Origin of the sequence: Nostoc sp. GT001 (assembly GCF_030382115.1) — a bacterium.
GTDB lineage: Bacteria > Cyanobacteriota > Cyanobacteriia > Cyanobacteriales > Nostocaceae > Nostoc.
Window position 1 is genome coordinate 3,594,414 of record NZ_JAUDRJ010000003.1, and the last position, 19,444, is coordinate 3,613,857.

Genomic DNA, 19,444 nt, shown 5'->3' on the forward strand with positions numbered 1-19,444 from the left:
GTGTTCCGAAGTCGATGAATAGAGTTCCGAGGTCGATGAACGGAGTTCCGAAGACGATGAACGGAGTTCCGAAGACGATGAATGGTGTTCCGAGGTCGATGAATGGTGTTCCGAAGTCGATGAATAGAGTTCCGAGGACGATGAACGGAGTTCCGAGGTCGATGAACAGAGTTCCAAGGTCGATAAATGGTGTTCTAACTCTCCCCTGCTCCTCTGCTCCCCGGTCACTGAGCGTAGCCGAAGTGCTGCACCCCTGCACCTCCGCTCCCCAATTCCTAGCCAATACCTTTGGCAATAAAGAAAGCTTCACCAATGGGGCCCAATGCTAAGACTGGGAAAAATGTAAGTGCGCCCAGAATTAAAATCACACCTGCGGTAACGCCTATAAATAGTCCGGTATCGGTTCGCAATGTCCCAGTCGTATAAGGAACAGCTTGCTTGCGAGACATACTATCTGCTAAAAACAGCAAACCGATGATTGGAACATAACGCCCAGCCAGTAAACTAAAGCAGGTACTCAAGTTCCACCACAAAGCAGTTGCAGTTGGTGCTGTACCTGTAGATATTGCAAAAGGTGAAGGTTGTGAATCTCCTAAACCTTCAAAGCCAGAACCGTTGTTAGCAGCGGCGGACGCATATTCATAGATAACTTGAGCAAAGCCGTGGAAACCGGGATTACTAATTCCTGACAGTTGATCGGGAAACGCCAAGGCGATACCTGCGGGAATCATAATTGCGATCGGGTGAACTAGCAGAATTAAAAAACTAGCAAGTACAACTTCGCGCTTCTCAATCTTGCGTCCGAGAAATTCTGGTGTACGTCCCACCATCAACCCTGTAGCGAACACAGCCAGAATCAGGTAAGCAAATAGATAAGCGGTTCCTGTCCCCTGTCCACCCCAAATAATTTGCAGGAACATATTGGAAAGGGTAATAAAACCGCCGTTGGGCATGAAAGAGTCGTGTAAACTGTTGACTGCGCCGCACATAGTACCAGTTGTACTGGTTGCAAATAGTGCAGATTGTGCCCAACCAAACCGGACTTCTTTACCCTCCAAATTTGGTTGCTGACTACCCAGCAGGGCATTCACAGCCGGATTGCCGTTGTATTCACCAATGGCAGTAACGATGATAAATATTACATAGAGAACGCCTACCATACCGTAGACTAACCAAGCTTGCTTAGTGTTATTCGCAAACAACCCATAAGTGTAGATTAGGGAAGTAGGAATCGAAAGCATGGCGACAATCTGAATCAAGTTAGAAAACCCATTGGGATTTTCAAAGGGGTGTGCCGAGTTGATAGCGAAAAAGCCGCCGCCGTTTTCTCCTAGTTGTTTGATAATTTCATAGTGAGCAACAGGGCCACGAGCGATCGCTTGACTAATATTCGCATCTTCTAAAGTAGGAAATACAACCGCACCCCCCAATGTTTCGGGAACGCCAGCTGCCATTAAGACAATGCCGCCGACAATACAAATAGGCAGTAAAATTCGCGTAATCGAGCGAATTAAATCTACATAAAAGTTGCCCAACGATCTACCCGTCAATCCCCGAATAAAAGCAATCCCCACCGCTAAACCAGTAGCAGCAGAAGTAAACATGTGATAACCAAGTCCCCACATTTGGCTGCCATAGCTCATGTAGGTTTCACCAGAATAGTGCTGCTGGTTAGTATTAGTAATAAAAGAAATAGTCGTATGCAGCACTGTATCCCAAGTTGGGGCATCTATCTTAGTTGGGTTTAATGGCAGCCATCCTTGATTCATAATAATCAAGAAAATCAGCAACCCCATTGCTACATTGCTGTATAGGATTGCCCGCCCATACTGCCAGCCGGTCATATTTTCTTTGGTTTTAACGCCAACCAAAGCATAAAGTACTCGCTCAACCGGATTCAAAATCGGATCGAGAAAAGTACTTTGATCTAGGTAGACACGCGCCATATAGCGCCCAAATACAGGAGTAATTGCTACTACAATTAGTAGCGTTAATGTAATTTGAATCCATCCTTCTAGCATCAGTTAATCAAACTCCAATCTAAGTAAAATTGAGATAAATATCATATATTTTCTTATTAGGAATCGGAAATGTTTATGAAGTATATTGGCATACTTATTAACTAATCAACCTATAGTTATGGGCTTTCTAAATCAATCATGGAGCTTTTTTTGAAAGAACACAAGGTATAAATTGATATTTAAACTAGGCTATATAAGAAATATATGTTTCTATGTATAAGAGTGTTTATCTCGATATATATCTGCAAATATAGAAGGACGGCTAAATACTAAACAAATAGCTATTTGACACTAAAACTAGCTGAGTCTTTGAGGATTACAGTAATTTTCAGCAACCCCTACGTAGGGAATGAGTAAAAACCTTAAAAAGGTGGTTGTCTACTGGAACGATACAAACCAAACCACGATTTACGCGCAATTCACTAAAAAGCTTAATTTATCAAATCACTTTTTCTATGAGATGCTACGCGTTGCTTCTTTAAATATTTTACAAAACACCAAATTATCCTAAATATGGATATTTGGTAATATGACATTTCAATAATTGCATCCAATATTTTGTAGCGTTTTTTTGAGTTATTTTTATATCGCGCAAATTATGACCTTTGCCTACCTTTAACATATAATATGTTAGTTGTATAGCTATAAATAAATAACTTAAACCCAAAGGTTTGAAATGTTGCAAAAAGAGGTGATATATAACTTGAAGTTTCTGTCTATGGCGAAAATGTATCCACCATTTTGTTTGATGTTCGGCTATATTTTTTTGTAGACCTAATATAGCCTCAATCTCTATAAATTTATCTTTGACTTGATTATAAAATTTTATTTCTTTTTCAATTTCTCCAGCCTTGTATGATAAATCAGCATCATCAGATAACTGATAGGCTTCACTAATTAAACGGCCAACATTTTCTGCTTTTTTTTGATCATATCCAAGTTTAATATATATTTCAGTTGCTGCTTCTGCCAATTCAGCAAATTTTTCAGCATCATGTAGCCAATATATTTTTGTTTGTAGTTCTCCTAAAGTAGAAGCTAGAGTATGATTCATCAATTTGGCTTGAAATATGCTTTCGATTATCTAACTTAAAATTAAACACTAAAATCTAGCCTTTTGAGCATCTGAACTCAACTCGCTCCAAAATTAGAAAAATCAGATTACCTAGTGCTACTCTGATGTATTAGATTTAGCCGATCTTTTTACCCACCAAACTCATTAACTGCTTATCCAGTTCGATGAGGTAATCTCTACCGTAAGCTCCATTCTCTAACCCTGCGACAAGATAATTGGGAATGTCTTGAGTAATTTCCTCGCTACAAGAACCAGCAGCCAAAGCGATCGCCGCTACTGTATCTACATCCCCAGTAAAAGCGATACAATCTTGTAAAAGTTCGCTCATGCTGTCATTTCGCATCACCGCAGTAATCGCTGCTCTGACACTCATCCAGCCTTGAGACTTGACTTTACCTTCCCACGGTTTATTCCACTCACCAGATACATAACCTTCCAGAAACCGTCCTAATTTGCGTTTTGCTCCCAGTCGATAGATAAAATAATGCGACATTAAGGCAGCCGCAACGGCAGCATTGATCCCATCGGTTGTATTGTGGGTAATTGCCGCTTGAATTGTTGCTGCCTCAATCACTTTTTCTGGTGTGGGATAGATGCCAATGGGTGCTGCACGCATTGCCCCCCCGCTTTTGTCACTATCAGGGTTAATTTTGGTTAAAAACTCTTCCCCATCCTGAATTTCTCTCAGAAAATGGTAGAAATTTCGAGAATAACCTTCTCTCTCATCGCGTTTGAAAGCTCTAACAAAACTATCGGCTAAAACTTCTGGTGTCCACGGTGCTTGAGCGACAATCACTTCCGCAATGGCAATACTCATCTGGGTGTCGTCGGTGTAGCTGCCAGGATTGAGTCGAAACCGCGGATGCTCAACGTATCGACTCAAATCGTTGTTAGCGATCATTTCGTCTGCATATTCAAAACCTGCACCGTAGGCATCTGCAATCGCTAACTCTAGCAGCATAAGGGGATTAAACTAAAAACGGACGCGCCAGAAAAAAGCTAGAAACTGATTTAGCATCTACTCGCTCTCCCTCCAGAATAGCTTTTTCTAATTCTTCAGGAGTCATAAACACAGTTTCGATATCCTCGTCTCCATCTTGTGGTGGTGGTGTCTCCAGCTTTTCTAAATCTCGCGCCAGAAAAGCATAGATAATTTCATCAGAATAGCCAGGAGCTAGGAAAAATTCGCCTAATTTGTCCCATTTTTGGGCACTATAGCCAGTTTCTTCGGCAATTTCACGTTGTATTGTTTCTAAGGGCTGCTCAGTTCCTTCCAATGTCCCCGCCGGAAATTCTAATATCCGTCCCTGAATCGCAAAACGGTACTGGCGCACCAGTATAAGTTTACCTTCCGCTGTCACTGGCACAGCTAGCGCACCGCCAGGGTGACGAATACATTCCCATTCTCCTTCCGATTTATTCGGCAAACGCAAGCGATTAACTTCAAAATCAAACTTGCGTCCTTTATGAAACAGGCGTTGTCTTAGCAGTTGTGGTAATTCTCTACCTAATGGCATAGTAAAATCTGATTATCTGTGAATACAGAGGCAAAATCAGTGTTCTTCTGCTTTTAAGGATGGTAATTTTAATTGTCCATCCATAAATGTACATCAGAACAGTCTACCTCTTTCAGCAGCTCTTTAATAACACACCCGGAAACTGGTTCTATCCAATCTGGGGCAATTTCTGCCAAGGGGACTAACACAAAGGCCCGATCCCGCATTCGTGGATGGGGAATCTGGAGATTTGGTGTATCCAAAGTAATGTCATCATATAATAACAAATCCAAATCTAGGGTTCGTGGTCCCCAACGTTCCTGACGCACACGCCCAAATTGTTGTTCAATTCCTAACAAAATTTCTAATAACTGTTGAGGGAGTATTTCTACCTTTAATGTGACGCAGCCATTGAGGTAATCTGGTTGTGGTGGCCTGACAGCTTTGGTTTGATACCAATGGGATCTGGCTTCTAAAGCAATACCTGGCGTTTGGGCTAAAGTCTCTATAGCTGCTTCTAAAATTGTTTGGGAATCGCCGATATTACTACCAAGAGCAACGGCGCTTCGTCTTAGCTCTGCTTCGTCGTAGCCCGGTGTAGACATTATACTTTCCTGAAATAAGCCGTTTTCGGGCTGTCTTTGCGGATACTTGTCAATAGCTTTTATATTCGCAGTAGTGATCAAAATTGCCGCATTTTTTACAAAACTAAATTAACCAAATTTAAAAAACATTATTTTATAGTGAATTTAGTTAATTATTGATAGGATATTATACTAACACAATGGTAGTGCTATAACCCCAAAGTTGATTGATGGTGGTTATATAATTGCTTACTACTTTGAGCGAGGAACTGACGTGGGGAAGCTTACCTCCTGGTTCAAGCGAAGACCAACTAAATTGAGTGACTCTGGACAAGGAGGAACGAATGAGAGCTTACCACCAGCACATCTGGCGCAGACGAGGCAGTTACTGAGCAAAATGAAAATTTTACCATCTAAGATGAGGGTCAATCGGGCAACTGACGCTAAACCACTCTATCGCCGCTTCTGGTTTTGGGCAGGTTTAGGTGTTGGTGGTGGGATAGTTGCTTTGATCTACGGTATTAGTTTAATAGATCGGACTTTGCCAGATCAGTCCGAGTTGAATGCTGTGTTTCGAGAGCAAACGCTGACCATTAAAGCTGCTGATGGCACAATATTACAACAACAAGGTGAAGCGACCAGAGAACAGCTACAGCTAGAACAAATACCAGATAATTTAAAAAAAGCTTTCATCGCTTCAGAAGATAGAAGATTTAGGCAACACAACGGAGTCGATGTGCAAGGGATTGTCAGAGCGGGTTTGAATAATTTGCGATCGCAAGGTGTGGTAGAAGGTGGTAGCACCATCACCCAACAGCTAACGCGGATTCTGTTTTTAAAACAAGAGCAGACAATCTGGCGCAAACTTAAGGAAGTCCGCCTAGCCCAAAAAATGGAGCAAGAATTAACCAAAGATCAGATTTTAGAGCGTTACCTAAATCTGGTTTATTTGGGATCTGGAGCTTATGGTGTGGCAGATGCCGCCTGGGTATACTTTAGTAAGTCGCCAGATCAACTTTCTCTCGCGGAAATGGCAACGATCGCTGGATTAGCTCCTGCTCCTAGCTTATACGCCCCAGACAAAAATCCCGAAGCGGCAAAACGGCGGCGGAACTTGGTATTGCTACGGATGCAAGAAGACAAAATAATTACACCAGAGCAAAGGCAAGCAGCCGTTCAGGAGCCATTAGCCCTCAAAAGCAGTTTACCCAAGCGAGTCCAAGTAGAATCACCCTACTTTACCAGCTACATCCAAAAAGAATTGTCCAAGTATGTTTCTCCTAATGTGCTAAAAAGTGGGGGTTTAGTAGTAGAAACTACCCTGAACCCAAGTTGGCAGAAGGTGGCAGAAGAGGCAGTTGCCAAAACATTGCGAAATCAAGGACGCTGGGAAAACTTTAAGCAAGCAGCAATGGTGGCCATAGACCCCCGCAACGGTGAAATTAAGGCAATGGTTGGGGGAAAAGACTTTGGTAAAAATCAGTTTAATCGAGTTACCCAGGCACAACGGCAGCCAGGATCGACATTTAAAGGGTTTGTATATGCCACTGCGATCGCTACTGGCAAAAGCCCCTACGATAGCTACGAGGATGCGCCCCTTGTCGTAGACGGCTATGAACCGAAAAACTATAGTGAAAACTTCCGGGGTTCAATGAACATCCGAGAAGCCCTCACCCGCTCTGTTAATATTGTTGCGGTCAAGGTGTTGATTGATGTGGGTTTTACACCAACGATTAAACTAGCCCATGATATGGGGATAAAATCTGAACTCAAGCCCACCTACTCCTTGGCTCTTGGTTCAAATGAAGTCAATCTGCTAGAGTTGACGAGCGCTTATGGCAGTTTTGCGACTCAGGGATTGCACGCAGAACCTCATGGTATTACCCGCATCCTCAACCGCCAAGGCAAAGTCATCTGGTCAGCTAATTTCAAATCAAAACGCGCCCTTGACGCTGACAGTGCCGCCATCATGACTTGGATGCTACGCAACGTCGTTCAAGCGGGAACTGGTGGTGCTGCCCAATTAGCTAATAGACAAGTTGCAGGCAAAGCCGGCACCTCCGACGAAGCCCGCGATTTATGGTTTATTGGCTACATTCCTCAGATGGTGACAGGGGTATGGCTAGGTAACGATGACAACCGCCCCACTTATGGCAGTAGTAGTAGTGCCGCTTACACTTGGCGCGAATTTATGGAAAAAGCGGTAGAGGGGATGCCTGTAGAAAAGTTTCCCAAACGACCCAAGTTAGATGGTCGCAAAGGCACTATCAAAGCCCAGTCTATCAAGCCCAAACAAATGCTGAATCGTTCTATTGCCTCTAAAAATGATGACTCAGAAGGTGAAAGTGCGAGAAATTCTGATGAGAGTGGTTCATCTCGAAGACGTAGAAGAAGGAGAAGCTATTCTCAAGAAGAACAGCAATCGAGCAATTATACCCCAAGACGGAGAAGACGCGATCGCAGCGAATCAAGTTCTAGTAACTCTTCCTCAGAATCATCTACTCCACGGCGACGTTCTAGAAGAGTAGAATCTGATTCACCCCCACCTCGAAGAAGTCGGCGAGAGTTGCCTCCCGCAAATAGTTCTGGTTCTTCTGGTTCTTCATCATCACAACCATCTTGGCGGGATAGACTTAGACCTTCTAACTAGTAATGAGAAGTGGGCATTGTTGAGACTATGCACGACTTGACTTGGTAGGGGGCAGGGAGCAGGGGAAACAAGGGGACAAGGTGACTTCAGTCAGAACTTATAACAAGCCTTTCTCCTTGTCCTCAAGTCCTTTTTAGTCAACCAGACTCAATCTCAGAAGTCAAAAGATAAAAACGCCCAGTTAAAAGCACTGCACCCGTAAGTAGCCCTAGTACTAAACCCAACCATAAACCTATAGCACCCCAGCCGAAAGTGAATGCCATCAGATAGCCCCCACCTAGACCTACTACCCAGTAAGCGAACATAGTAATTAACACTGGCACTTTGGTGTCTTTCAACCCGATTAAAGCACCAGCAGCAATAGTCTGAATAGAATAAAATATTTGGACTATTGCCCCCGCAGCCAGAAAAGAAGTTGCCGTTTTAACTATCTCGATATTATCTAGATTACTGGTGTCCAAATACATTGCCACAATATAGTTGGGAAACAGCCAAAAAATTAGTGCCACAATACTTACAAAAGGAGTAACAAGCGCAATGCAGACTAATCCCGCTGTGCTTGCACCCTTGAGATCGTTTTGTCCCCTCAACTGTCCTACTCTCATTGTGACGGCATAGGAAATACCTATAGATACCGTTTCCACAAAACTTTCTGTCTCGACGGTAATTTCATGTGCTGCTAACGTCTCTGTTCCAAACCAACCCATCAGTAAAGCAGTGGCAGTAAATACTCCAATTTCTGCTCCATACTGTAACCCCAAAAACCACCCAGTTTGGAAGATATCTATAAACATCTTCCGATCAAATTTATCTAAAGCGCTATTAAGTTGGTATTTTTTAAAGTAGTTATCAAAGCAAATCCAATTAACGGCGGCAATAAAATTTAGCCAAAAAATGAGTGCGCTTGCCCAACCGATACCGGCTAAACCAAGGGCTGGTAAACCAAATTTACCGAACATTAGCACGTAATTAGCAACCGCATTTAATAATAGTCCAGCGACCGTAATTACTGTTAAGAATTGGGGGCGATTGAGGGCAGAGCTAACTTCTTTTAAGATACAAAAACCGAGTGCAGCCGGAAAACCCCAAACAATAGACCGCAAATAGGTTTGAGCTAATAATACATTGCTTTCTTCTTGACCAGTTAGCAGCAGGATATAGTCAAAGTGCCAAATGATAAACATCACAGGCAAGCACATCGTCACGGCTAACCAAATTCCTTGACCAGTAGCACGACTAACTTGATCTATTTTTCCTGCACCAAAAGCATTAGCGACACTTACACCCGCGGCTGAAAGAACAGAACGACAAACGGAAGCTAGGGTAGAAAAGGTAACAGCACCTAAAGCACCCGCAGCTAAAGCTTGGCTGTTAAGTAAGCCCATCATCACCCCATCTAATAAAGGAATGCCCGCTTCTAATATTTGAGTAATTACCAAAGGAACTGCTAATTGCAGGCAGGCTTGGACTTCTAATATCAGTTCTGACTTAAATTCTTTTGAAGTTAACTCCATTGGGGCGCTAAAAAAGCAATACTGAATACATTAAGATATATTAACGCCACAGGTGTAATCAACTCAAGCTATTAGCGATCGCCTGACTCAAAGAGAAATGTCTATAGTTATACTCTGTTTCTAAACTAAACTGTTTAGTTTGCACTTGGTGACAGCTTCGCCAGCTTCTACGCCAACTAAACTAATACTGCTCTGGTAAACAGCAAGTAGTAAGACTCTTTTCAATGTATATCTTTTACTAATGTACTGAAGTTAGTTTTTAAGGATTGCCCAAAGGGCAGTGCGCGAGAGCGCAATCACTCGTTTTTTGTCCACTCTCACAAAATCGCGTTGCTCCCATATAAAGTTTATTCGTGGCTAACAGGTAAAATAACTTTATTCTCTGAAAAATGGGGTAGAAGATTAACTTGTGAAGCGTATCGTCGAATTTCCTCTCGAAAACGGAGACTCAATTCTTGTAGAAGTAGATGAGCCTGGGCTAACTGATGATCGTATTGGTCTGCGAGATGAGATTATTCAAAAAGCTCAAAAAACTTTTGAGTCTGCTCTGGAACAAGTTAAGCCCATAGCAAATCTCATTATGACTAAAGTAAATAGTCTTAATCAGCCTGCCGACGAAGTCGAAATCAAGTTTGGCATCAAAATGAGTGCAGAACTTGGGGCAGTTATCGCTTCTGGCAATGGCGAAGTTAATTATGAAGTGACTTTGAAGTGGAAACGGGAGCCATAAGATGGCCACACCCCTGGAGTTATCAGTCGTCAGGATTTACTCAAACAGTGGCAAAGTTGTTGGTGCTGGCTTTTTAGTTTCCCAAAAATATATCCTTACATGTGCCCATGTGGTAGCAGATGCTTTAGGAATTGCTAGAAACACTGCCGAAATAATCAATGCAGAAGTCCGTTTGGATTTTCCTTTATTGGCAGCTAAAGAGTTTTTGAGCGCCAGGGTAGTATTCTGGCGGCCTGTTAACCCTAATGAGTTTGCGGAAGATATTGCGGGGCTGGAGTTAGAAAGCTCTCTTCCTGGTGCGGCTCATCCAGCACGATTGGTAGCATCAGAGGAATTATGGGGGCATTCTTTCCGAGTTTTGGGTTTTCCAAAAAACCAACCCAATGGGGTTTGGGCTACTGGACAAATCAGGGCTGGACTTGCAAATGGTTGGGTACAACTGGAGGATGTCAAACAACAAGGTTATGCATTAGAGCCTGGTTTCAGTGGTGCGCCGATATGGGATGAGCAGTTACAGGGTGTAGCAGGCATAGCAGTAGCGGCGGAAATGGAGCGAACAGCAGCTAAAGCAGCGTTTATTATTCCCACACAAGTGCTGATTACAGCATGGTCAGACTTGGTTGAGCAAGCTCTTTCTTTAGAAAAAATGCAGCAACAGCCAAAAGTGAAACGAGCCAATGACAGTGCTAGAGTTTTTATTAGCTATCGCAGCCAAGATCCAGATTTAACGTTAGCCCAGCAGTTTTATGAAGCAATAAAAGCGGCTGGGCATGAAGCATTTATGGCGGGGGAGAGTATACGGTTAGGCGAAAACTGGCCTGAACGCATAGATAGAGAATTGGAACAGTCTGATTACTTTCTGCTGCTCTTATCTCCTAAATCTGCAACTAGTGAAATGGTCACAGAAGAAGTCAGGCGTGCCAAGCAGTTGCAAGATTTAAATCCCGAAAATAAACCTATAATTTTACCTATCCGTGTGAACTTTCCTTTGGATTCGCCATTAAATTATGATTTACGGGGTTATTTGCAAAGAATTCAACAACGAGAGTGGAAATCATCTGCTGATACAGTCAAGATTTCGCAAGAAATTTTGACAATTCTAGCCGAAGATTATGAGGCTAACTATACAGAGGATGAGTTGACAACAGCAGTTGCGGTAGAAAATTTGGAAGAACCTCCTTTGCCAGTAGCAGAACCAGAGTTGCCAGAGGGTCAGGTAGATATGGCTTCTGCTTTTTATATAGAACGCCCTCCTATTGAAGAACACTGTTACGAGGCTATTTTAAAGCCTGGTTCTCTGATTCGGATTAAAGCGCCTCGACAGATGGGTAAAACTTCCTTAATGGCACGGATTCTTCATCAAGCTTCACAACAAAACTCTCTAGCCGTATCTTTGAGTTTTCAATTAGCAGATAGTAAAGTGTTCCCAAACTTAGATAAATTTTTACGCTGGTTCTGTGCTAGCGTTACTCGGAAACTAAGAATACCAAATCGATTAGCGGATTACTGGGACGAGATTTTTGGTAGCAAAGATAACTGTACAGCTTATTTTGAGGAGTATCTTCTAGCAGAAATCGATCGACCCCTAGCATTGGGTTTGGATGAAGTCGATTTAGTATATCAACACCCTGAAATTGCCGCGGACTTTTTTGGACTCCTGCGTGCTTGGCATGAAGATGCAAAAAATCGGGATATCTGGAAGAAATTGCGATTGGTAGTGGTGCATTCAACAGAAGTTTATATCCCAATGAATATCAATCAATCACCATTCAACGTGGGACTTTCGATTGAGTTGCCAGAGTTTAATGCTGAACAAGCCCAAGATTTGGCACGTAGGCATGGGCTAAATTGGAGGTCTTCAGAAATTGAACAATTGATGAATATGGTGGGAGGTCATCCTTATTTGGTGCGAGTAGCACTCTATCGCATTGCGCGCCAAGAGATCGCACTGGAGCAGTTATTACAAGTTGCTCCTACAGATGCCGGGCGCTTTTGGCGACCATTTGCACCGACATTGGTGGAATCTAAAACAACATCCTGAGTTAGCAAGGGCAATGAAACAAATTGTTGCAAAAAACACACCAATACAGCTGGAGCCAATAGAAGCCTTTAAATTAAAAAGTATGGGTTTGGTCGATCTGGAAAATAATTATGTAATACCTAGATTTAATTTATATCGGCAATATTTCCGCGATCGCGCGGCTTCTCTGTAATCGAAATCTCATACATCTACATTTCATTGATGAACGCAGAACAAAACCCCGCTTATGAATATCAAGTTGGAGGCAATTTACCAAGTAATGCTCCCACTTATGTAGTGCGGCAAGCAGATCAAGACCTCTATGATGGCTTGAAAGCAGGGGAGTTTTGCTATGTGCTGAACTCGCGGCAAATGGGTAAGTCTAGCTTGCGAGTCCAAGTAATGCAACGACTAAAAGCTGAAGGTATTGCCTGTGCAGTAATTGACTTAACTAAAATTGGCAACCAACAAGTAACAGCAGATCAATGGTACGCCGGAATTGTCCGCATTTTTGTTAGGAGCTTTGATCTGTCGGAAAAGTTTAATTTGCGGAGTTGGTGGCGCAACAACGATCATCTTTCCCCAGTGCAGAGGTTAAGCGATTTTATCGAAGAGATACTGCTGGTAGAAATTGCTCAACCTATTGTCATTTTTATAGATGAAATTGATTGTGTTCTCAATCTGAAAAACATCGTTGGAACTGATGATTTTTTTGCTTTTATCCGCAACTGTTATAACCAACGTGCTGATCAACCACAATACAGACGTATTACGTTTACCCTCTTGGGAGTAGCAACACCTTCAGATTTAATAGAAGATAAAAAGCTCACGCCTTTTAATATTGGTAAAGCAGTTGAATTAAATGGCTTTACTTTAGAAGAAGCAAAACCACTAGGATATGGATTTGTAAACAAGATAGATAATCCACAGTTGGTATTAAAAGAAATTTTAGATTGGACAGGTGGGCAACCATTTCTCACTCAAAAAGTATGCCAACTTCTAGTGAACAATTTAGCTAATTCATTAAATATTTCAAGCTCATTAATAAACAAAATCAATATTCATGAGTGGGTAGAAAAGATCATAAATTACAAAATCATTAATAATTGGGAATTTCAAGATGAACCAGAACATTTACGTACAGTACGTGACCGGATTATGCGTAATCAAACTCAAGCAAATATGTTGCTAGGGTTGGTTCAAGAAATTTTAAATAAAGGAGAATTGTCTGGTAATGATAGTGATGAGCAAATAGAATTAAGATTATCTGGATTAGTAGTAAAACACGACAGTAATTTTAAAATTTATAATCGCATTTATCAGTCTATTTTTAATCAAGAATGGGTAAAGGAACAATTAGCTAAACAGCGCCCATACTCTGAAGCTTTTCAGGCTTGGTTGGATTCTAATTGTCAAGATGAATCGCGGCTTTTGCGAGGTAAAGCATTAGAAGATGCTTTAAATTGGAGAGAAGGCAAAAGTTTGAGCAATCAAGATTATGATTTTTTAACTGCTAGCCAAGAGCAACAACAACGCGATCTTCAAGAAAAACTGGCAGCAGCAAAAGTCGAAGAATATAAAGCTGGAATTAAAGCTCAAACGCAGAGAACTCGATTAGCGATCGCGTCTGCTGTTGTTGCAATAATGGCTATATTTGCTGGTTTTCAATGGAGAGAAGCTAAGATAGGACAGATACAAGCACTCACAACTTCCTCTAAGATTAAATTTACTACAAATCGATATTTATTTGATGGATTAATAGATGCCTTAAAAGCAGCAAGACTGCTCCAAGATTCTATCTTTGTTAAAAATAACCCTCAACTTCAGATGGAAGTGATGGAGATAGTGAGCAATGCAGTTTATGACGTTAGAGAAAGTAACCGTCTAGAAAAACATCAAGACCTAATTAGACGTGTTAAGTTTAATCCAAATGGTAAAAGCTTTGTGACAGCTAGCTATGATGATACTGCGAAGCTTTGGAAGTTAGGTGAGAAAGAACCTTTGACATTAAAAACCTATAAAAGTCATGTTGTTGATGTCAGCTTTAGTCCTAATGATCGGAGGATTGCTACTGCTAGCCGAGACGGAATTGTAGACATTTGGGATAGTGAAGGTAAGTATATTTCAACTTTTAAACATACTGTTGTCACTTCCAATAAAAATGAAGATATTCTCTGGAGCGTTAACTTTAGTCAAGATGGTCAGATAATTGCTACAACAGGTGGCGACACAACAATCAAGCTTTGGAAGCTAGATGGTAGTCTTTGGAAAACTTTAAAGGACGATACAAATGGGCATAAAAAAGAAGTCCGGAATGTTAGCTTCAGTCCTGATGGTCAAAAGATTGCCTCCGCTAGCCCTGATGGTACAGTTAAACTTTGGGACATCCAAGGTAATTTAATTGATACATTAAATGGTCATAAAGGAATATCAGTTTTAAATGTAAGTTTTAGCCCTAATGGTCAAACTATCGTTTCTACCAGTAGTGATAATACAGCTATTATTTGGGATGTAAACAAGAAAACTCAGCTAGCTCAACTGCAAGGGCATACAAAACCAGTGAAAAATGTTGCCTTCAGCCCCGATGGTAAAACTATTGCCACTTCTAGTGATGATGGAACTGTGAAATTATGGAGTAGCCGTAATTACCAAGTGCTAGACACTTTTGAAGGGCATAGAGGTCCCGTTAATGGTATTAGTTTCCACCCTCAAGGACATATTTTAGCATCTGGTGGTGATGACAAAACAGTTAGGCTTTGGCGTATAAATCCTTTGCGAATAACTTTGAATGAACATGATGCCATTTACAGCATTGATATTAATCCCAAGAAAGATATTATTGCGACTGGTAGCGGAGATGGAGTTATAAACCTATGGAATTTCCAAGGAGAACCACTAAAAACTATTAAAGCTCAGAAATTGGGTATCGCTAGCGTTACTTTTAGTCCAGATGGTAATACCATTGCTAGTAGTAGCCCAGATACGACTGTTAGGAGATTCAATTTACTAGGACAAGAACTAAATCCAACACTTAGAGGACATAAAGACTCTGTTAATAGTATTAGCTTTAGCCCTAATGGAGAAATTATTGCTTCTGCTAGTCTTGACAGAACTGTGAAACTTTGGAATAGAGAAGGAAAACCTTTGAAAAGTTTGCCAGGTAATACACAGTTTTTCAGTGTTAACTTTAGTCGAAATGGTGAGACCATTGCCGCAGCTGGGCGAGATAGAATAATTCAATTTTGGAAGCGTAATGGAAGTCCACTATATACCTGGAATGTAGATGAATCACTTCTTAATAAATCAACTTTAAATACAACTATTTATAAAGTTATATACAGTTCGACTGGAAGCACAATTATTACTTCTAGCGAAGATAATACTGTAAAGTTATTGAATCCAAATAGTGGTGTTATCAAATCTTTGAAAAGTCATACGGCTGGGGTTTGGGGATTGGATGTTAGCCGCAACGGTCAAATGATTGCTAGTGGTAGCGATGACCGTACTGTAAAAATATGGACTATGGATGGGAAATTGATTACAACTCTTACAGGTCACAAGGGTAGCGTAAACTCTGTTAAATTTACACCTGACAGTAAAAAGCTTGCTTCCGCCAGTTCTGATAAAAAAATTTTGGTGTGGGATGTACAAGATATGAATTTCGACAAATACATAGAGCATGGATGTAATTGGTTGAGTGATTATCTAAAAACTCATGACGAGCGAGATGATTTAAAAAATGTGTGCAAATAAAATAAAGAATAAATGCAAAAAATTAGTCTACATCTAATCAAATTAGCTAATAGTAAAGTTAGATTTATCTTAGGAATACATTTATGCTAAATCAACCTGAAAATCTTAATAAAAGCTATGATTGGAAGAGTAAAGGCTTAGGTTGGGTGCCTGATTATCCAGATTTACGCGACTATAATTTAGATGATGAGGATCTGAAAAATCAGCAACGCTTGAAAGTAGAAGAGACAACAGGTTGGATAGAAAATATTATCGGAGAAGTACTTCAATTATTAAATGAAGATGGAGAAAATCTCCAAAAAAGTAACATTAATGAACTAAAAAATAAAATCTTAGGCAATGTTATATTTAAAAAGGTAAGAGTTCATAAACTTTTGCGATATCCAGGTTTTTTGGAAGACAATGAAAAAACTGGTCAATTTAGTATTAATAAAGTTAAATATGACAGTATTTTATCGAGACAAGTTATTCAACTAAAAAAATATCTTGGTGTTTTATTGTTAACTAAATATTTAAACATCCCTAAAAAAATAAATTCAAAGTCTAATTATGATACTGATAAGAGTTTAGACCTTGAAAATCCATTGGATGTAATTCAGTGGATGAATGATGAAACTTATGATTTTCGTACAAAAGAAATTATTGAATTTTTTCAATGTTTAACAGATATTAAGCAAGATGGAATTGTTGGGCTTGAGACTTTTCTTCAGTTAAATGAATACTTGTTAAACCCTAAAAAAAGTAAATTAGTTGATGCAAATAATAAATGTAAAGATGATAATTCTAAAAGGAAGCCATTAAAAAGAATTAGATATTTTTCAGTTACTTCACTGATACCAGATAAGGCTTTAAATCAAATTATCTATAACTTATGTTTAAAAGTAAGTAAACAAATTTCACAAGAAATAAAAACTAAAAATTTTCTTGAAGAAGATTTCCTGAATAGTATTAAAGTAAACTCAGACTTTTTTCAAAAAGTTTTAGCAGAAATAAATACAGATACTAGTATTAAAAATAGTAATTGTTTATTAAGAATTTTAGAAGAAGGCTTAACTAAACCAGCTCAATCTACTAACGCTGTTAATAAAAATAAATCTGACATTAAATCTAATTTAGAATTTTTTAAAAATTCTCCCTTGTTTGATCCTTTGATTTCAATAGCTCTTAGAAGTATTTATCCACTAGCTCAACTCAGACACCAGACTATTGAAGAATTAATAGAGCAAGGGATTGATAACCTTGAAAATCTTATTAAACAAAAACCAGAAAATTTTAATGAACAGCAGAAGCCAAAGCTTGGATACTCCAATAATGAATTAGTTAAATACTCAATTCGTAAAATTTTGTATACACTTTACTATGAGATTCAATCGCTTGAGCAAGAAAATCAAGAAAGACAAATAAACAAGAAAGAATTTACAATGAATTTATTAATTCTTTTGTCCTATGTTTCTTTATCAAAAAATATTNNNATAAATTTGAGTATACACAAGAGGCTGTTAAAGAAATTGAAAAAGAAGTTGCTGTTATTGGAATCAGATGTTACAGTGCCACCTCGTTACAATCCTTTTGATAAGCAAGAACTGTTTGAAATTGTAACAGAGGAAAGTACTAAGGGTGTCAATAGTAATTCTTTTGTTAGCTTTACTCAGCAACAAGAAGAACTATTCCTATCTTTAAATTTATATATTCCCATATTCAGCAATAAAACTATTAAATATTTAGAAGAGCCGCAAGAAGACACAGATAAAGATAAAAAACCATTTTTTCAACTTCCTAGCGTAGTCGATTTGAGTTATTGGTTTTCTTCAGTGAAAGACCAAGGTTCTTTAAAATCGTGTACTGCATTTGCGGCTGTTTCATTATTAGAGTACTTTGCCAACAAAAACTCTAAAGATAAAATTGAACCGTCTCCTATGTTTCTCTACAAAGCTGCACGTAACAAAATGAAAGTTAAAGGAGATGTAGGTTCGTCAATCAGAGAGACGATGAAAGCATTAGCTTTATTCGGAGTTCCACCAGAAGATTATTGGCCTTATGATGAAAATCAAGTAGATGAAGAACCACTACCATACTGCTATGCTTATGCTCAGAATTACAAAACGCTCAAGTATTTTCTTTTAGATTATGCAGGTATTACTCCAGAAACGCTTTTATTTCAAATAAAAGCAGTTCTGTCCGCAGGTTTCCCTTGTATTTTTGGACTTACGCTTTATAGCTCTATCTACAAAAGCTCAAACGAAAAAGGTCACATTCCGTTTCCAAATTATCAAGAAGATAAGATTGTTGGCGGACATACACTTGTAGCAGTTGGTTATGATGATTTTCAGTTTGTTAAATGTGCTAATAGTCAGCAATATTCAAAAGGTGCATTTTTAGTTAGGAATTCTTGGGGAACTGAATGGGGTGTAGAAGGTTACGGGTGGCTTCCTTACGATTATGTATTAGCTGGATTAACCTCTGCTTGGTGGTCGTTGCTCAAGTCAGAATGGTTTAACGAGAATAATTTTGGTTTTTCAGGTACAGGTGGTGAAGGAGTACCAGGTAGTACAGGTACATAAATGTTGATAATTTAATGGTTGGGATCGCCTAACATAGATTTGGCGTTGCATAATGGCGGTATGAATCATACTGAAACTGGAACATCCCAAAACTTGAGATAGTGAAGTAGCAATCGAATCGAGTATTTCAGCATTTGTGCTGATTTGGAATAACATAGCGTTTTTCGATGCAATCGAGCGAGATAGTGGCGCAACCGGGTGTTTTCCCCCTCAACTCGTGTCATGTAAGTCTTGCTCACAATCTGAGTCGCCCTCTGGAATAAAGCCTGGATAGACCAACCATCCATCCGTGACATAGAAATAGCACTGCCAAGTACCTACAATATCCCATAACGGTCGAAAAGTTTCGGCGCTATGGTCGCCCAAAACCCACGCTAAAATACCTTGTGTGAAGTGGTTCACTGCTGTCCAAAGCCAAACTTTGTTTTTTTTGAGCCGACGAACGTTTCTAGTTCATCGAGTTCGCCAACTTCTGGAATTGTCTCTGGATCATAAACATCAGGTAGCAGTTCTCCTACAAGTTTTACCCAAGTAATCAATGTCGTGTGATGCACACCTTTGACCCGTTCAATGCCACGAAATCCCATACCATTAACGTACATTTTCAGGCATTCCCGTTTCACTTCATCACTGTATCCTTGAGGTGGTTCGTACCGATCAATAAATTGGCGATCGCAATTACAGCAAATGTGATTCTGTTTACCTCTTTTATTTCCGTTCTTACGGATATGAGACGACCCACAACGCGGACATTCCATCCAGTTTTACCTCAATTCATACCGCCATTATGCAACGCCATAGATTTTAATCAATGCTGTAGAGCGATGAATTATTTAGACAAAACGGCAGATTCTTTGTCATTGGAGTTTAGACTAATTTTGCTTACCAAACCACCAAACCCTTATCCAGAAAGGCTTTCCTAATTTATAGGCAAGTTTTAGATTCCCAAGTTTAAAATGCTTGTTACACAAGGGCTGTAGCCTGAAAAATAGAATTTAGTCTAAACTCCAGTCAAAAGTGAGCAAAAACAAATTGCGCTA

Annotated in this window: 15 protein-coding genes; 6 read left to right on the top strand and 9 right to left on the bottom strand. The window is 39.9% G+C overall.

The window, feature by feature from the left end:
- Positions 1–275: 275 nt before the first annotated feature.
- The 5 genes from kdpA to folK all read right to left on the bottom strand — a co-directional run bounded on the left by kdpA (position 276) and on the right by folK (position 5,197).
- Positions 276–2,021 (bottom strand): potassium-transporting ATPase subunit KdpA, encoded by a 1,746-nt coding sequence (gene kdpA, locus QUD05_RS18395; protein ID WP_289797339.1) that lies wholly within the window; start codon positions 2,019–2,021, stop codon positions 276–278.
- A gap of 502 nt (positions 2,022–2,523) precedes the next feature.
- Complete coding sequence (locus QUD05_RS18400) at positions 2,524–3,075, bottom strand: hypothetical protein (protein WP_289797340.1); 552 nt, start codon at positions 3,073–3,075, stop codon at positions 2,524–2,526.
- Positions 3,076–3,211: 136 nt separating this feature from the next.
- Entirely contained in the window at positions 3,212–4,057 is an 846-nt protein-coding gene (locus QUD05_RS18405; RefSeq protein WP_289797341.1) for an ADP-ribosylglycohydrolase family protein, read from the bottom strand.
- A 7-nt stretch (positions 4,058–4,064) separates the two neighbouring features.
- The gene (locus tag QUD05_RS18410) at positions 4,065–4,613 is read right to left on the bottom strand and encodes an NUDIX hydrolase (protein ID WP_289797342.1); all 549 of its coding nucleotides are present in this window, start codon (positions 4,611–4,613) and stop codon (positions 4,065–4,067) included.
- Positions 4,614–4,681: 68 nt separating this feature from the next.
- Complete coding sequence (gene folK / locus QUD05_RS18415) at positions 4,682–5,197, bottom strand: 2-amino-4-hydroxy-6-hydroxymethyldihydropteridine diphosphokinase (protein ID WP_289797343.1); 516 nt, start codon at positions 5,195–5,197, stop codon at positions 4,682–4,684.
- Between the two features lie 253 nt (positions 5,198–5,450).
- On the opposite strand from folK, the gene QUD05_RS18420 reads away from it, so the two are divergent.
- The gene (locus tag QUD05_RS18420; protein WP_289797344.1) at positions 5,451–7,826 is read left to right on the top strand and encodes a transglycosylase domain-containing protein; all 2,376 of its coding nucleotides are present in this window, start codon (positions 5,451–5,453) and stop codon (positions 7,824–7,826) included.
- A 137-nt stretch (positions 7,827–7,963) separates the two neighbouring features.
- Here the strand turns inward: QUD05_RS18420 and QUD05_RS18425 are convergent, their stop codons facing one another.
- The gene (locus QUD05_RS18425; RefSeq protein WP_289797345.1) at positions 7,964–9,340 is read right to left on the bottom strand and encodes an MATE family efflux transporter; all 1,377 of its coding nucleotides are present in this window, start codon (positions 9,338–9,340) and stop codon (positions 7,964–7,966) included.
- Between the two features lie 409 nt (positions 9,341–9,749).
- On the opposite strand from QUD05_RS18425, the gene QUD05_RS18430 reads away from it, so the two are divergent.
- The 5 genes from QUD05_RS18430 to QUD05_RS34435 all read left to right on the top strand — a co-directional run bounded on the left by QUD05_RS18430 (position 9,750) and on the right by QUD05_RS34435 (position 18,404).
- Positions 9,750–10,070 (top strand): CU044_2847 family protein, encoded by a 321-nt coding sequence (locus QUD05_RS18430; RefSeq protein ID WP_289797346.1) that lies wholly within the window; start codon positions 9,750–9,752, stop codon positions 10,068–10,070.
- Between the two features lies 1 nt (position 10,071).
- Positions 10,072–12,111 carry an AAA-like domain-containing protein gene (locus QUD05_RS18435; RefSeq protein WP_289797347.1) on the top strand — a complete coding sequence of 680 codons (2,040 nt, stop codon included), beginning with the start codon at positions 10,072–10,074 and terminating at the stop codon, positions 12,109–12,111.
- Positions 12,050–12,283: an AAA-like domain-containing protein gene (locus QUD05_RS18440; protein ID WP_289797348.1), complete on the top strand. Its 234-nt coding sequence runs from the start codon at positions 12,050–12,052 to the stop codon at positions 12,281–12,283. The genes QUD05_RS18435 and QUD05_RS18440 overlap by 62 nt, the downstream gene beginning before the upstream one ends.
- A 29-nt stretch (positions 12,284–12,312) precedes the next feature.
- Positions 12,313–15,843 carry a WD40 domain-containing protein gene (locus QUD05_RS18445; protein WP_289797349.1) on the top strand — a complete coding sequence of 1,177 codons (3,531 nt, stop codon included), beginning with the start codon at positions 12,313–12,315 and terminating at the stop codon, positions 15,841–15,843.
- Between the two features lie 1,421 nt (positions 15,844–17,264).
- The gene (locus tag QUD05_RS34435; RefSeq protein ID WP_502911435.1) at positions 17,265–18,404 is read left to right on the top strand and encodes a C1 family peptidase; all 1,140 of its coding nucleotides are present in this window, start codon (positions 17,265–17,267) and stop codon (positions 18,402–18,404) included.
- A 65-nt stretch (positions 18,405–18,469) separates the two neighbouring features.
- On the opposite strand, the gene QUD05_RS34440 is transcribed toward QUD05_RS34435, so the two are convergent.
- The 3 genes from QUD05_RS34440 to QUD05_RS34450 are packed head-to-tail and all read right to left on the bottom strand — an operon-like array spanning position 18,470 to position 19,162.
- Positions 18,470–18,628: an IS1 family transposase gene (locus tag QUD05_RS34440; RefSeq protein WP_502911391.1), complete on the bottom strand. Its 159-nt coding sequence runs from the start codon at positions 18,626–18,628 to the stop codon at positions 18,470–18,472.
- Positions 18,615–18,806, bottom strand: a complete 192-nt coding sequence (locus QUD05_RS34445; protein WP_502911392.1) for a hypothetical protein — start codon at positions 18,804–18,806, stop codon at positions 18,615–18,617. The genes QUD05_RS34440 and QUD05_RS34445 overlap by 14 nt, the downstream gene beginning before the upstream one ends.
- Positions 18,803–19,162 carry an IS1 family transposase gene (locus QUD05_RS34450; protein ID WP_502911393.1) on the bottom strand — a complete coding sequence of 120 codons (360 nt, stop codon included), beginning with the start codon at positions 19,160–19,162 and terminating at the stop codon, positions 18,803–18,805. The genes QUD05_RS34445 and QUD05_RS34450 overlap by 4 nt, the downstream gene beginning before the upstream one ends.
- Between the last annotated feature and the right edge of the window lie 282 nt (positions 19,163–19,444).